Annotated in this window: 9 protein-coding genes and 2 pseudogenes; 9 read left to right on the top strand and 2 right to left on the bottom strand. The window is 61.9% G+C overall.

The window, feature by feature from the left end; genetic code table 11:
- Nucleotides 1-260: pseudogene (locus AC1D1N_RS32070) on the top strand (alcohol dehydrogenase); the annotation flags it as partial.
- Nucleotides 261-707: 447 nt separating this feature from the next.
- Here the strand turns inward: AC1D1N_RS32070 and AC1D1N_RS32065 are convergent.
- Complete coding sequence (locus AC1D1N_RS32065; protein WP_477353308.1) at nucleotides 708-1,886, bottom strand: outer membrane protein transport protein; 1,179 nt, start codon at nucleotides 1,884-1,886, stop codon at nucleotides 708-710.
- A 649-nt stretch (nucleotides 1,887-2,535) separates the two neighbouring features.
- Entirely contained in the window at nucleotides 2,536-3,576 is a 1,041-nt protein-coding gene (locus AC1D1N_RS32060) for an AraC family transcriptional regulator (protein ID WP_436260287.1), read from the bottom strand.
- A gap of 238 nt (nucleotides 3,577-3,814) precedes the next feature.
- Here AC1D1N_RS32060 and AC1D1N_RS32055 point away from each other — a divergent pair, with 238 nt between their 5' ends.
- The 8 genes and pseudogenes from AC1D1N_RS32055 to AC1D1N_RS32020 all read left to right on the top strand — a co-directional run.
- The gene (locus AC1D1N_RS32055) at nucleotides 3,815-5,119 is read left to right on the top strand and encodes an MFS transporter (RefSeq protein ID WP_436262006.1); all 1,305 of its coding nucleotides are present in this window, start codon (nucleotides 3,815-3,817) and stop codon (nucleotides 5,117-5,119) included.
- Nucleotides 5,120-5,186: 67 nt separating this feature from the next.
- On the top strand, nucleotides 5,187-8,456 hold the full coding sequence (locus AC1D1N_RS32050; RefSeq protein WP_477353305.1) for a bifunctional cytochrome P450/NADPH--P450 reductase: 3,270 nt from the start codon (nucleotides 5,187-5,189) through the stop codon (nucleotides 8,454-8,456).
- Nucleotides 8,457-8,491: 35 nt separating this feature from the next.
- The gene (locus AC1D1N_RS32045) at nucleotides 8,492-10,072 is read left to right on the top strand and encodes a flavin-containing monooxygenase (RefSeq protein WP_436260289.1); all 1,581 of its coding nucleotides are present in this window, start codon (nucleotides 8,492-8,494) and stop codon (nucleotides 10,070-10,072) included.
- Complete coding sequence (locus tag AC1D1N_RS32040; RefSeq protein ID WP_436260290.1) at nucleotides 10,065-10,967, top strand: SDR family NAD(P)-dependent oxidoreductase; 903 nt, start codon at nucleotides 10,065-10,067, stop codon at nucleotides 10,965-10,967. The genes AC1D1N_RS32045 and AC1D1N_RS32040 overlap by 8 nt, the downstream gene beginning before the upstream one ends.
- The gene (locus AC1D1N_RS32035; protein WP_436260291.1) at nucleotides 10,964-11,908 is read left to right on the top strand and encodes an alpha/beta hydrolase; all 945 of its coding nucleotides are present in this window, start codon (nucleotides 10,964-10,966) and stop codon (nucleotides 11,906-11,908) included. The genes AC1D1N_RS32040 and AC1D1N_RS32035 overlap by 4 nt, the downstream gene beginning before the upstream one ends.
- A gap of 472 nt (nucleotides 11,909-12,380) precedes the next feature.
- Nucleotides 12,381-14,144 (top strand): acyl-CoA dehydrogenase C-terminal domain-containing protein, encoded by a 1,764-nt coding sequence (locus AC1D1N_RS32030; protein WP_436260292.1) that lies wholly within the window; start codon nucleotides 12,381-12,383, stop codon nucleotides 14,142-14,144.
- A 28-nt stretch (nucleotides 14,145-14,172) separates the two neighbouring features.
- Nucleotides 14,173-15,824 (top strand): annotated as a pseudogene (locus AC1D1N_RS32025) (long-chain-fatty-acid--CoA ligase).
- A 62-nt stretch (nucleotides 15,825-15,886) separates the two neighbouring features.
- A partial coding sequence (locus AC1D1N_RS32020) for an alcohol dehydrogenase catalytic domain-containing protein (RefSeq protein WP_477237696.1) occupies nucleotides 15,887-16,088 on the top strand: 202 nt, incomplete at its 3' end.

Raw genomic sequence — 16,088 nt, 5'->3', positions numbered from 1 at the left:
AGGTCGGGCTGATGCTGGGCGAGCATGCCAGGGCACAGGTGCCGATGGATCAGGTGATCGCCTTCGAGCTCGAAATCCTCGGCAGCCTGGGCATGCAGGCCTACCGCTATCCGGCGATCATGGCGATGATTGGCAGCGGCAAGCTGAAGCCCGAACTTCTGGTCAGCAAGAGGCTCAGCCTCGAAGAGGCTCCGGCCGCCCTGATGGCCATGGGCGGCTTCGAAGGCATCGGCATCGGCGTGGTGACCAAGTTCCAGTAGCCGCCCTCAACCCCCCCAGCCTGGCGGTTTCCTGCATCGCAAGACACTGCGCACCAACGACGCAAGCGCGCCACTGCGAGGGTAAACGACGATCATCAGCAGTTGATCCTGTCGGGGGCAGCAGCGTCCTGTCGCCTCGGGGGTGTCTCTGGCCCCAGCAACGGAGAACGTTGGTTCGCGATCATCCCAATGAATATAGGACGGTGGGTCGCCTGTTCGCTCGGCCTCGATAACTAATTTAGCTGGCACATACCGGCTTAGCCCGGGTGATGCCAGCTGTCCTGCAGGCGACGGCCATACGATAGGCCACGCTGCGTTTCCTGGTCGAGGTTGACACGCTTGTTCAAATAGCAAGCCATGGCTCTCATTCAAGCGTGTCATCCGTCCTTGTCCAGCATCGCGCCTGCCGCGCCAGCTTATCGCGACCCAGTCGGGTAGAGACAGGCGCTAGAATTGCAACGAATACGACAATCCGACACCCACGGCCAAATCGGCGCCCGCGGTCGCGTCGTAGGTGGCACCGTTGTCGACTGACTGCGCTCCTGCTTCCAGATAAGACAGGGCTGTTCCAAGACCAAAGGTGCCGATCTGGGTCTTGTATTGCGCTCCGACACCAAGGGTCCAACTATCGGTGGTGATGTCCGCACCCGAGCCTACGCCCTTATCCCAGGTCACGTTGACAGTGCCAGCAAGCTTGTCGGTGAAGTCGTGCCCCACTCCAATCTGGACGGTATAGCCATCCGAGTAGTTGAAGATCTTGTTGGCTGTACCCAGCCCAATCACGTCATAGCTGAAGTGCTGCAGAACACTCCAGTCTGTCCATTCTACGGACCCGTAGATCAGCCAGCCGGGGGCAACCCCTGTCTGTGCGTTGATCTTGAGCGACTGCGGCAGCGTGCCTGCACCGTTCGCGGGTAGATTGCTCGTTATCCCATTGTCGATCGCCAACTGAGAGGGCGTGTACGTGCCATCCCCTTCATGTTTAATTTCCGAGCGATACATAATCTGGAGCCGCATCGCGTATTCCGGGATATCGTAAGCGACGCCTATTCCGTAGCCGAGCGCTCCACCATCTTTCAAATGGACCGAGCCGATCCAAGTGTTTTCCTTGTAATCGAATGTCTCGATGAACGCGCCGCCTAGCAAATAGAAATTCCCCGGGCCGGCTGCAAAGCGAACTCCGCAAGTTGCACCGTATTCGTCCGCGGAGAACTTCATTTTGGACGTGGGATTTGGGAACGGATCTCCGTTGCCGGCCGCCGTGAGATATTCGGCGACCTGCGCTTGATCGCTGTAGGTCGCGGAAGCGCCGAATGGCTGCGTGTAGGTGAGCGCACAGGAAAGGGGCGACCAGAACCTGAAGCCGACGGAAGCCTGAGGGACGACAAAGGGGTCGGAATATGCGCCTTCCTGCACGGGTTGGCCCATCAGCGATGCAAAGCTACGGCCCGGATTGACGTATATCAGTTGCGAATCCACGGTGAAACGTTCGTCGCTGAAGAGGACGTCCGTGTTGGCTTGGCCGCGGGAAAATCCACCTGCGGAAGCTGGCATTATCGCTGGCAGCAGGAAAGCACCGGCCAGAAATATTGATCGAGGTACCCTCCGGACGAACATTGCGTACATCTCTTCTCCGTTCCCCTTCATGTTGCATTGTGTTCATGCAATTTGCAGACCTGCTGGCGCCTTACCGGATCGCCAAGGAAGCGCCGCGAGCCCGAATACACGATTGCGTTGACGACCCCTGGCGCGCGTTGGCAAGCTGGCGTGAGAAATTAGCCAGTGAAGAGCATCTCGGTGTGACGACTGGCGCTTGTGAGGCGGCGCCCTCCCCGACCATTTTCCGCGCGAACTCCGCGAGGCGGAGCCCACCCCTATTCTCGTTAGACGGCGATCAGTCCCCGTGATCCACCAACCCAACACTCCACCACGATATGTGGCTGTCTCGACCGAACAATGGGGGATTTGGCCAAAGGAGTGTCATTGTCGGCCAAATAGCTGGTTTGAGGACACCCACAGCCGTCGCGATTAAGCCGTGTTTGTGCCCGGCTTGGCTTCTGCCCAGCCGGCACGCTCCGCCGGCTGGGCGATGCAAGTTCCCGTCATCGCCCTCGACTTTTGAGAAGCCGCGCATCGCGGGTGCCCGAAAACGAGGTATCCAAGTGCGACCCTCACCTCACCCTGCCCGGCCTCGCAAGATCGGAGGGCAACAATGGTTGGAGCCGAGATAGTCGTCCGCGCTCCCTCGACGCAGGTCTTCTTGCCGCCAGGGACTCTATCGCGGCCAGGTTTCCGACATATCCGCCCGCAACAAACCTGGTGTTGTGCCCGTCCAGCGGCGAAAGGCCCGGCGAAAATTATGAGGATCCGAGAAGCCCACGATGAAGGCTATCTGCTCGACTGACATTTGCGGATTGGCGAGCAGCTCCAACGCCCGGTTCTTGCGAACGGCATCGAGCAGTGCTTGGAAGGAGACGCCGCTTTCTGTCAGGCGCCGACGCAGCGTTCTCTGGCCGACGCCGAGTTCGCAGGCAATCTTAGTGATGTTGCTGCGCTCGTTCAGATTTTGCCTCAGCGCGCGCTCCACCGATTCGGTGATCTCCGCCGCCTCGCGCAAACGGGCGCGGTTGTAAGCTATGAATTCGAGGAGCTGACGATGCGTGAACGGGTCCGCCGTGAGCAGGGGCTGCTTGTACCACATGGGATCGTAAAGAAAGGCGTTCTCCATCTGGCCGAAACGAATTTCGCATCCGAAGAGCCGCCGGTACACGTCCGCATGTGCGGGAGGTGGATAAGTAACATCGATCCTAAGGGGTTTGAAACCCTCGCCGACCAGGCCGACCGCGATGCCCAGGAAGCTCGCAAAGGCTTCCTCGACTAAGAACGTGTAGATTTCGGGGTCGTGGAAACGAGTTGATGCGGTGACGACGATACCTTCCTTTGTGGTTCGCGTGTCAAAGTCGAGCATGCTGCCGCTATCTCTTTGCAGCTGAAGTGCGAGTTCGACGGCCTCGCCCACCGTGGCCGAAGTCAGCATGGCATAGCCGATCAAGCCAGCGGATGTGATCTTCTCGCGACTTCCCGTTTCCAACCCGAGCGCCTGGCCTTTGGCCATTTGAGTTGCACGCAGGATGGCTTCCCGTCCTTGCCGGTAGGACACCCGACAGCCGGGGTCCTCCAGGTCCTTGACCGCTATTCCCAATCCAACGAGCATCCGGGAGGGATCCAGTCTGAATTCAGACAAAGTCGCGACCAGGCTCCGGATCAGGAACGCAGGAATGTTTGCCGTAACATATCGCGTATCGACGGATTTCATCTAAACCTCCTCCCCCTACGGCACCTGTTGGCGATTGCCTCCAAGAACGCCCCTCTGCCGCCGTCCCCTTTGCCCCTCCAGGCAGCTGCCGAATGGCCGCGTATTGTCTCCATCTTCAACTGAGGAATTTACAATCCGCAGGGACGTTGGAGTGCCCGAGCCCAGCTTGGCTTGGTGGCACCTCATTTGACCGACAGCAGATTTGAGACGTGTCGTGCCGTCAAGCCGTCGCGTGAACATGCCGACGATTTGGCCGGAAAAGACCCCAAACCGGCCCCAAACATCCCTTGCTGGCTACTCCTTCACTTCTATCCTTCGCGGGGTCAGCAGCCGAAGAAGCTGCGAGGAACGAGAAGAACAGACCGGCGCCAATGTGCCGGAGCTGCGTTGGGAGGCGATAGTGTGGTGGATCCTGGGACTTAGCGCCGCTTATGCCCTTGCCCTGAACGGCACGATGGTGATGCCCGTCGTTGTCCTTTCGATGAGCAAGCTGGCTGGCTATGATGAAGGGTTGGCCACGGTGGTCGCTAGTGCCGAACTGGCGGGCATTGGCTTTTACGGACTGTTTCTTCCAAAGCTGGCGGTTCGATCATGGCGTTGCGTCGCAGTGGCCGGAGTGCTTGCGGTGCTTGTCGGAGAGGCGGCAAGTTTCTGGTTGCAATCGCCGCTGACGCTTGCGGGGGCTCGCTTTGTCGCAGGCCTCGGCGAAGGCGCCATCTTCAGCCTCGTCGCCATGAGCCTTGCTTCGCTTGCCGATGCCGAGCGGCTCTGGGGAGCCCTCAACCTGATCAGCGGGGTGGCGTTGGGCATCCTGCTCTTTATCGTATCCATGATCCCGCACCAGGAAACAGGGGCGCCAGTCTTTCTCGTCCTTGCTGCGTTTACCGCGATGATGGCGCCATTCCTGCTGTTGATATCGAAACGTTCGGCGGTGAAGACGGCGGCCACGCATCAATCCAGACTCGATAGCGGCAAGATGCGGCTGACCATGCTGATCGTCTTTCTCGTCTACGCCGTGCAGGCCGGGCAATGGGTGGTTTGCGGCTATGTCGGCGAGCGGGTGGGCCTGAGCGGTCCGCAAGTCGGCCTGTATCTCGCGGTGGCGTCATTGGCGGGATTTTTAGGCGCCATCGTCCCGATGACCACCCACGACAAGGCGAAGCGACTCACCTTCGTACTTGTTGGCTTTCTGGTCATGGCCGTATCGATCTATTTTCTTTTCAACGTCTTCACCCCATCGGTCTTTGTGATCGCACAGGTGTTCGTGAATGTCGGCTTCTACATCGTCACCCCGTTCGTGACCGGTATTCTGACTGAGAACGATCCGGATGGCTCCTTGATGTCGCGTATCCTGGTGATCGCCATCGTGGGAGCGACGATCGGCACCGCAGTCGCCGGCCCGATCTTCGTGACGGCGGGACCTTCGATCTTCGCCTGGTCTTTCCTGCTGCCGCTTGCCATTGCGGCCGTGTTTGCGACGCTGGTCTTTGGGCATTTGCACCGCTGCTTACCGGGAACGCTTACCGCAAAGATCGCCGAATGAGTGGTCGGCCGGGAACAATTCCGACATCTGCAACGCATACCGCGTCGTTAGCGGAAAGGGTTCAAGCGTGACATCGGTCCCGATTCTGAATGGCACGGCACAGGAGATCGTTGTGGGCAGGAGCAAGCCAGGCACCCCAGCGCCGCAGATCCCCGAGCGAAAGAGCCTTCCTTTTGTGGGCCACGCCTTGAGCATTCCCGGCGGCGGACGCCTGATGGACTTCCTTCTGGCCGAAGCCGAGGAACAGGGCGCGATATTCCGATTGCGCATTTTCGGCAACGAGATGATCCTGGCCTCCGGGTCGGACCTGGTTGCCGAATTGTCCGACACCGACCGCTTTGTCAAAAGCGTTCATACAGATCTTGTGCGGCTCCGCGATATTGGCGGCGACGGCCTGTTCACTGCCTACAACGAAGAACCAAACTGGCGTAAGGCGCACAACATCCTTATGCCTGCGTTTACCCGCGAGGCGATGCGCGGCTATCACGCGATGATGGTGTCCGCGGCACGTAGCCTGGTCGGTTACTGGGATCAACGGGCTCGCAACAAGCATCCAGCCGATGTGCCGCGGGACATGACCCGTCTTACGTTCGACACCATCGGGATGTGCGGGTTCGGCTACGAATTCGATTCTTTTGGCAGGGACGATCTCCACCCTTTCGTCGCTTCAATGGTCCGCGCCCTCACCCACGCCCAGGAAGCGAGCGAGCTGCCGGATTTTGTGAGCCGGCTGCGGTTCAAGCGGAATCGCGCCTACAAGCGCGATATTGCGTCGATGCGGGGGCTCATCGCCTCGCTTATCGAGCGACGGCGCGCGGAAGGCGCGACCCGCACGGATGATTTGCTCGGCCGCATGCTCAACATTTCCGACCCAGGCACCCGGCAACCGCTCGACGATGCAAACATCCACAATCAGGTCATAACGTTCCTCATTGCCGGTCACGAGACAACCGGCGCCGCGCTTTCCTTCGCACTCTATTACCTTGCAAAGCATCCGGCTGTGCTTGCGCGGGCGCAGCGGGAGGTCGATACGCTGTGGGGTGCCGATGACGATATCAGCCCTAGCTACGAGGATGTCGGCAAGCTCACCTATATTAGACAAATCCTCGACGAAGCGCTGAGGCTCTGGCCTACTGCTCCTGGATACGCGGTCACCCCTGTCGAGGAAACCGTCGTGGCGGGACGCTACGCCTTCCGCCCTGGCGACTCGATCCAGATCTTCATCCCGTCACTGCACCGACAGCCGGAATGGGGTGGCAACGTCCATAGCTTCGACCCTGACAGGTTTAGTCCCGAGGCCACGGCGGCCCGCCCCGGACACATCTACAAACCATTCGGGAACGGTGAACGCGCCTGCATCGGACGGCAATTCGCGCTCCATGAGGCAATTCTGGTGCTGGGCATGCTGGTGCACAGATTCCACCTCAACGACCGCACCAATTACAAGTTGAACATAGGCATGACGCTAACGATCAAGCCTGACGGTTTCATGCTATATCCGGAGCCAAGGAAGCCGAGCGAGCGCCGAGTCGAACGCGTGGCCAGTCCGGTCCTTGCGCCTCGGCCAACCACCGTGGCGGCTAGCCACACATTCCCAAGGCTCGCCGTGTTCCATGGCTCGAACCTTGGCACATCGGCCGGTGTAGCGCGAGAACTCGCGGCCGCCGCCTCGGATCACGGACACAGTGCTTCTGTCGCGCCACTCAACGATGCGGTCGGCAAGCTCAACGACCTGGCCACCGGCACCCTGCTGGTGATCGTGGTTTCTTCCTACAACGGCCGTCCCACCGATGATGCCGACAGGTTCGTCAACTGGGCCGAGGCCTTGCAACCCGGCTCGCTCGAAGGCCTGTCCTTTGCGATCCTCGGTATTGGCGACCGCTCGTACTCCGCGACTTACCAGCGCATTCCGTCGCTGATCGATGAGCGGCTCTGCGCCGCCGGGGCGACACGCATCGGGGACCGGGGCGAGGCGGATGTCGGGGGAGACTTCAGCTCCAGCGTGGACTCCTGGTCGCAAAACCTGTGGGACTCTATCAAAACCGGGGACGGCGACCGCGCGGCGGATGACGCAGCAACTGCCGGTCAAGCCGCTCTCCAGATCGCCCTCGAACCGGTAGAGAGCAGCGAGGCGGAACGGGCCAGACAGCATGGCATGGCCGCCATGACCGTGGTTGATTCGGGCGAGCTGGTCGACCTCGCCAACCCCCTCGGGCGATCCAAGCGCTTTCTGCGGCTGCGTCTGCCCGACGGTGTCAGCTATCGCACCGGTGATCACCTTGCGGTACTGCCGAGGAACCACAATGAACTCATCGAGCGCGTCGGCGCCCGGTTCGCTCTCGATCTGGATCGTCCGGTGCGTGTTCGCGCCTCCCGGAGACTGCGGCTCTTCTTGCCTCAGGAGCGCCCCATTACCATTCGTGAGATATTGCGCGACTACGTCGAATTGCAGGAACCCGCGACCCCTGAGGATCTCCGCTTCCTTGCCGAACGCTGCCCATGCCCGCCCGAGCGCAAGCCACTGGAGGACTTAGCTGGCCTGGAAGCCGCCGAGTTCGAACGGACGATCACGGCGGTCAGCACTAGCGTTCTCGACCTGCTGGAGCGCTACCGTTCGATCGATCTTCCTTTCGAGCATTTCCTGGCACGGTTGTCTGCGATCAGGCCCAGGCGATACTCGATCTCATCGTCGAACGTAGCCACACCCTCGGCGGTGGACCTCATGGTTTCGGTGGTCGATGCCCCCTACCGCAACGCCGGAAACGGACAGGGACGGCGGTACCGCGGCATCGCATCAAATCACCTCGCTCTCCTGATCGCCGGTGAAACCGTCCTGGCCCGGATCGTCCCATGCAGCGACAGCTTCCGCCTGCCGGTCGATCGCCCGGCGATCCTCATCGGCGCCGGCACGGGTCTGGCGCCCCTGCGCGGGATGATCGGGGATCGCGCCGCCCATGGCCACGCAGCGCCTCTGGTTCTCTATTTCGGCTGCGATCACCCCGACGTCGACTTTCTTCACCGTCAAGAGCTGGAGAAGGCTGAACGCGAGGGGGTCGTCACGCTACGGCCGGCATACGCCCTCGCCCCTGTCAACGACCACAAGTTCGTCCAGGATCGCATGATCTCGGAGCGCACCGAAATCTGGTCCCTGATCAATCAGGGCGCACATATCCGGGTGTGCGGTGACGCCGCGCGGCTCGGCGCGGGGGTGGAGGCGGCACTTCTCGACATCCACCGTCAGTGCTCTGGCGAAACTGAAAACGGCCCCAGCGATCCAGCGACGCGGTGGCTGGGCAAGCTGCGTTCCGAAGGACGGTTTGTGTGCGACGTCTGGTGAGAGCCGACCAATTTCCCGTGAAAGGACCCGCTGTGTTGGACATTTCTGCCTCGTCAAGCCACGCCACTGCGCAGCCGATCGATGACGTGCTCGACGTCGTGATCGTGGGTGCCGGATTGTCCGGAATCGGCGCCGCCTGCCACCTCATGCGTCAGCGGCCGAACAGCACCTTTACGCTGCTCGAGTCGCGCGCCGATCTGGGCGGCACCTGGGATCTCTTCCGTTATCCCGGGGTTCGATCCGACTCCGATATGTTTACGCTCGGCTACTCGTTTCGTCCCTGGCGTGACCGCCGCGTCATTGCCGACGGTCCGTCGATTCTAAACTACCTAAGGGACACCGCGGTCGAGTACGGCGTTGATCAGCGCATCCGCTACGGCCACCGAGTCGTCGGTGCCGCATGGGACGGCACCCGGGCCTGCTGGATCGTCACAGTGGAGAAAGCATTGCCGGATGGCAGCGCCACCACGACTGTGCGGATCAGCTGCCGATGGTTATCGGTCTGCTCGGGATACTATCGCTACGATCAAGGACACCGTCCGCACTTCGAGGGTGAAGAAACTTTTCGCGGCGAGATCATATCACCACAATCCTGGCCGGAGGACCTCGACTGGACTGACAAGCGTGTCACGGTGATCGGCAGTGGGGCAACGGCGGTAACCCTGGTTCCGACGCTCGCGCAAAAAGCCAAGCACGTCACCATGCTGCAACGCACACCCACATATATCGTTTCATTGCCCGCCGAGGACTCACTGGTCCGGCGGCTTGAGAGGATCTCGGCTCCAGATGCGTGGATCAGCCGGATCATGTTTTGGAAGAACGTCCTATCCAACATATTGTCCTATGAGATGGCTCGACGTTTTCCCCGCCTGTCCCGGCGGCTCATCCGCAAGGAGATCGACCGCGAGCTAGGCAAGCACGTCGAGGTGGAGAAGCACTTCAACCCGCCATACAACCCCTGGGATCAACGGGTGTGCGTGGTTCCTGACGGTGACTTGTTCGAAGCAATCCGCAACGGCACAGCCGAGGTCGTAACCGACACGATCGCTCGCTTTGTTCCCAACGGGATCGAAACCAGCAGCGGGCACTTCATCGAGTCCGAGGTTGTCGTGGCGGCAACAGGACTACAGATGATTCCGCTCGGCGGAATGACCCTGTCCGTCGACGGCCAGCCAGTGTCACTGCCCGATAGCGTCGTCTACAAGGGCATGATGCTGTCGCAGGTCCCCAATTTCAATCTGGTGATCGGCTACACGAACAACTCATGGACGCTGAAGGCCGATCTGGTCAGCGAGAGCATTGCTCGTTTGATCGCTCATCTCGACAAACATGGCTATGATTTCGTCATGCCGCGTGCACCGGAAGGCGTCGGCGGTGTCCCATTCGTTGACCTGCATTCCAGCTATGTCCAGCGCGGGATCGCTGGCTTCCCGAAGCAGGGTAACCGCAAACCATGGCGGCTGCACCAGAACTACCTTTTTGACCTGAAACTCTTTCGCAGCGATTTCGAGGGCGACCCCGCCCTTGAGTTTCGCCGTAGCCCGGCGGCGACCGGATCTCCGAGTCTTCCCGTGACCAGTTCTCTGTCCGACCGCAAAGGAGCCTCCTATGCATGACTTCGATTTTTCCGGAACCGCCATTGTCACCGGCGCCGCCGGCGGCATTGGCCGTGCCCTTGTCACTCAGCTTGCCGATCGAGGTTGCGACGTGGTTCTTGTCGACCGTGACGAGAAGGGCCTGAACTCTGCCCTTGCTGAGCTCCGTTCCAAGTATCCGCGAGCTCAGTGCAGCTCATACGTCGCCGATCTGACCAGCAGCGAGCAGGTGCACACGCTCGGTCTAACTCTCAGCCAGAACCATCCCGACATCCGCCTTCTCGTGAACAACGCCGGCGTGGCGCTCAGCGGGGTGTTCGAGCAGTACTCCAAAGAGGATTTCGACTGGCTTCTCGCTGTCAACCTTCTGGCGCCGATTGACCTGGTCCGGGCTTTGTTGCCGGTACTGCGCCGCAACAAGGGCGCGCACATAGCAAACGTATCGAGTGTCTTCGGGCTTGTCGCTCCCGCCGGCAACGTCGCCTATGCGACAAGCAAATTCGGCATCCGCGGGTTCACCGAGGCCCTGCGGGCCGAACTCGCACCCTCCAAAATCGGCGTCACCTGCGTTCATCCGGGCGGCATCAAGACCAACATCTCGCTGGCCGCGCGCATCGGCTCCGAGATGACGCCGGAACAGCGGGCCAAAGCCGAGAGGGACAATGTGGAATTCGACAAAGTTCTCACCATTACCCCGGAAGTGGCCGCCGGAGCGATCATCGATGGCATTGCCCGCCGGCGCCCGCGTGTGCTGATCGGGGCGAGTGCGAAGATACCCGACGTCGTTGCGCGGCTATTCCCCTCGCACTATCACGGCGTGGTAGACGGGCTGGAAGCAGCGCTCGGCTGGTTGTCCTCGCTCGCCGGGAAGCGCGGCACGTCCGCCGCGCCGGCCGTGAAGCGGGTGGCACGATGAGCGGCGCCGATCGCCCCGCGCCCGCGGCAGATCTTGCTTTGCTGCTGGCTGAACTCGATCCAACAGACCGGACCGCTATTTCGCCTGGCCAGCAGCGTGCCGAATACGCAGGGTTTGTCGAAATGTTCCGCGGCGAAGAACCGGCCTTCCCAGGCAGGGTCACCGACGAAGTGATCGAGACGGGGCCGGACAAGCATTCGGTGCCGGTCCGGCGCTACCGGCCGGATCAAGAAGCCCACCCAGGGCACGTCCTGGTTTACTTTCACGGCGGCGGCTGGGTGCTGGGCAGCGCTGACACCCACGATCGGTTTACGCGCGCGATCGCCGACCGCCTGCGCCTGCATGTTATTTCGGTCAATTACCGGCTCGCACCAGAGCACCCGTTCCCGGCCGCTTTCGACGATTGTGAACGGGTCGTCGCGCACGCAGCACAAGACGCGACCTGGTTGGCCGTGGGCGGGGACAGCGCCGGGGGCAACCTTGCCGCCGCGATCAGCGCCCACCGGGCGGCCGGCGGCAATCCCGTCGACGCCCAGATCCTCATCTATCCAGGGCTCAAGGTCCCCAACGGCGATACAAGTCTCGACGGGCTCGGCCTGGATAGCAGCGACATAGACTATTTCTGGTCCGCGTATCGCGGCGACCACACGCCCGATGCCCTGCTTGCCCCGCTGCTTGCGCGGGATCCCATAGCCGCGCCCACCACATTGGTGACTACGGCAGGTTGTGACCCGCTTCGGCCTGACGGCGTGGAATACGCCCAAAGGCTCATCGCCGCTGGTATATCGACCGTGTATCTTCCGTTCCCCGGGCTGATACATGGATGGCTGGAGCTGGCAGAGCAGGTTCCGAGCGCGGCGCGCGCGCGCGAAACATTGCTCGATGCGATCGGGGAACTGCACAGGAGCACCTCAGCGGCGCAGCCGCGTAGGCTTTCATGACCGCCCTGGCTGACATCTGGTCCGGCCCGACGGCGAGCCGCCGGTGTTGCACCGAGCTCATCGCCGACGGCCGGTCCCCAGTTGGGCGTTCCGACGGCATTCATTTAGGCATGTCGGCCATCCAGGCCGCCAGCGGACCGCCTCTTGCGTGCGCGATCCTCCCTGATCGCGTAAGGCGAGGCGTCGGCGCTTGCGAGTGGGCCTAGGCCCTGTGAGGGTTGGCGCCTCGGCTTCGCAAGTCACCGAAGGCGGGGCGCTGGCGGGCGCCCCGCCGCCGACGGCATCGTGGGAGCTGCGCTTCCCGCTTCTGACAAGTCGACTGTGCCCTATCGGGCTGAACTCGCTTACGCCGGACGAGGTGGTCGCGCTGGAAGGCGAGACCTTCGTCGACTTGCCGGCAAGCACAACGTTGACCGCTTCAGTTGCGGTTGACGACGCGCAAGCCGGTAGGCAACCGAACATAAAGGCATCCATGGCCGGCTATATCCCTCCCGTTGAGGACATGTCGTTCTTGCTCGGCGAAGTCTTCGACTTCGACGCACAAATGACCGCCCTTCCCGGCTGCGACGACGTCAACACGGAACTGGCGACCCGCATCCTGGAAGAAGGCGGCAAGTTCTGCGCCGAGATCCTGGAGCCGCTCAACCGAGGCGGTGACGAAGAGGGATGCAAGCTGTCGAATGGAATGGTGACGACGCCTAAGGGCGTCGCCGACGCCTACAAGGCCTTTGTCGAGGCCGGCTGGGGCGGCCTTTCTGGCAGCCCGGAATTTGGCGGACAGGGTCTGCCGCGCGTGCTGCAGATACTGCTGGACGAGATGGTATCGTCGGCAAATCTCTCCTTCGGCCTGTTCCCGGGGCTTACGCGTGGCGCGGTGGAGGCGATTTCCCATCATGCAAGCGACGAGCTCAAGCAGAAATATCTGCCCAAGATGGTCACCGGCGAATGGACGGGCGCCATGGCGCTCACCGAATCCCGCGCGGGCACCGATCTCGGCCTGCTCACCACCCGCGCCGAGCCGGTAGGGGACGGCTCCTATTCCATCAGCGGTTCGAAGATCTTCATTTCATCGGGGGATCAGGATTTTGGCGGCAACATCATCCATCTGGTGCTCGCCCGCCTGCCCGACATGCCAAAAGGAGTGAAAGGCATCAGCCTGTTCCTATCGCCCAAGTTCCTCGTCGATGCGGACGGCAGGCTGGGCGAACGCAACCGCATGTCGGTCGGATCGCTGGAGCATAAGATGGGGATCCACGCGCAGCCGACCTGCGTGATGAATTATGACGGCGCGATCGGCTGGCTGGTCGGCGAGCGCGGCCGCGGCCTCAACGCCATGTTCACGATGATGAACGCCGAGCGGCTGTTCGTCGGCATGCAGGGCCTTGGAGTCGGCGAGGCCGCCAACCAGAAGGCCGTTGCCTATGCTCGCGAGCGCCTGCAGGGTCGTTCCGCCGACGGTGAGCGCGGCCCTGTTGCGATCATCGAGCATGCCGACGTGCGCAAGATGCTCCTGGAGGGCCGCTCCATCACCGAGGCCGGGCGCGCGCTCGCCGTCTGGATCGCGCTGCAGATGGACATCGCCGCCAGCCATCCGGACGCCGAGACGCGCCGCAAGGCGGAAGGCCTCGTGGCCCTGCTGACACCAGTGGTGAAGGCGGCTTTCACCGATTTCGGCTTCGAGATCGCGGTCCTGTCGCAGCAGGTGTTCGGCGGGCACGGCTATATCCGTGAATGGGGTATGGAACAGTACGTGCGAGACGTTCGCATCGCTCAGCTTTATGAGGGCACCAATGGCGTGCAGGCCATGGATCTGGTGGGCCGCAAGCTGCCGATGGAAAACGGTGAACTGCCTCTGCGCTTCCTTGCGCTTGTGCGCGAGGAACTGTCGCAAATCAACGGACCCGCCTGGCTCGACACCGTGAAGTCCACCGTCGTCGATAGCCTTGCCCGGCTGGAGAAACTGACGGAAGACCTGTTGGCCAAGGGCGCCGATCCGGTGGAGGCCGGGGCGTGCGCTACCGACTACCTTCGCTTCTTCGCGCTGGTGGCGTTCGGCTGGCTGTGGGTGCGCATGGCACAGACGGCCGCGGCTTGCGCGACGACGCCGCACAAACAGCGCAAGCTTGCCCTCGCCCGCTTCTTTGCGGCTCGCCTGCTGCCGCAGACCGTCGCACTCGAGGCGGCGATCCGCGCCGGTGCTTCAGACATCATGGCGCTCGACGCCGACCTGTTCTGATTGAACCATTGTCCGGGAGGAAAAGACCATGCTTGGCCTGATGATGAATACACCCCTGCTCGTGTCCTCCATCCTGCGTCATGCGGCGACCTATCACTGCGACACGGAAATCGTTTCGAAAACGGTCGAGGGCCCGATCCATCGCTACGCCTATGCTGATCTTTCGAAGCGTAGTCAGAAGCTTGCCAACGCGCTGGCAAAGCTCGGACTGTCGCGCGGAGATCGGGTCGGAACGCTGGCCTGTAACGGCTACCGGCATCTTGAGCTCTATTACGGCGTTTCCGGATCGGGGCTCGTGTGTCACACGATCAACCCGCGGCTCTTCCACGAGCAGATCGGCTACATCATCGAACATGCCGGTGACCGCCTGCTCTTCTGTGACCTCAATTTCCTTCCGATCCTCGAAGCGCTGGCCGACCGGCTGGTCGGGATGAAGGCGATTGTCGTCTTGACCGACGCGGAACATATGCCGAAATCGGCGGCGCTGCCGAACCTGGTTTGCTACGAAACCCTCATCGCGGGCGAGCTGGACGAGTTTGCCTGGCCGGTGTTCGACGAGAACACGGCTTGTGGCCTTTGCTACACGTCCGGGACCACCGGCGACCCCAAGGGCGTGCTCTACAGCCACCGCTCCACCGTGCTGCATGCCATGGCGATCAGCTTGCCGGACGTGCTGAGCCTTTCAGCCATGGATGCCGTGGTGCCGGTTGTGCCGATGTTCCACGTCAATGCCTGGGGCCTGCCCTTCGCGGCCCCGATGGTCGGCGCCAAGCTCGTGATGGCGGGACCAAACCTCGATGCCGCCAGCCTGCATGGCCTGTTCGAAAGCGAGAGCGTGACGTTCACCGCCGGTGTGCCCACCGTTTGGCTCGGCCTGCTCGACTGGATGGACGTCAATGGCCAGAAGTTCTCAACGTTGAAGCGCGTCGCCATCGGCGGCTCCGCTTCGCCCCGATCATGATCAGCCGCTTCCAGGGCATGGGCGTCATGGTGCGCCATGCTTGGGGCATGACGGAAACAAGCCCCGTCGGCCTTGCCGCGACGCTGCTGCCCAAGCATCAACGCCTGTCGGAAAAGCAGAAACTCACACTGGAGTCCAAGCAGGGACGGCCGCTGTTCGGGGTGGAGTTCCGCATCGAGGGCAGCGACGGCAAGCCGGTGGCGCGTGACGGAAAAGGCTTCGGCGCCATGCTTGTGCGCGGCCCCTGGGTCGCGGCCGGCTACTACGACATGGAACAGAGCCCAGCTCATACGGTGGAGGGCTGGTTCGACACCGGCGACGTCGTGACCATGGACGAGGACGGTTTTGTTCAGATTGTCGACCGCACCAAGGACGTTGTGAAATCCGGCGGCGAATGGATCAGCTCGATCGAATTGGAAAACATCGCTCAGGCCCATCCCGCGATCAGGGAAGCGGCCGTAGTCGCGACGCCCGATGCCCGTTGGGGCGAGCGCCCGGTCCTGGTCGTCGTCGTCAAGCCCGGCCAGACGTTCACCCGCGACGACATGCTGAATGGCTATGCCGGCAAAATCTCCAAATGGAGTATTCCCGACGACGTCATCGTCGTCGACCAACTGCCTCATACCGCAACGGGCAAGCTGCTCAAGACCGCCATTCGCCAAATCGTATCCGACGAATACGCCAGGCGTTTGCCCGACGACGCGGCACTGGTGGACTGACTTCCAAGACGTATAGCCCCTGCCCGCCCCGCGCTCCCGGAAGCCCTCAGAAGGACCTTGATATGAAAGCTGTCGTCTTCGAACAGTTCGGCCAGGCGCCGACGATCCAGACCGTCGCCGATCCGAAGCCGACGCCCGAAGGGGTCGTCATCAAGGTCGAGGCGACGGGCCTTTGCCGCAGCGACTGGCATGGCTGGATGGGCCATGATGAGGGCATCACACTGCCGCATGTGCCGGGCCATGAACTGGCCGGCATCGTCGTCG

The sequence above is a fragment of the Mesorhizobium sp. P2_B5 genome (genome assembly GCF_056404775.1).
Note: the sequence above shows the minus strand (reverse complement) of the source record. Positions and strands in the feature narration are given on the sequence as shown.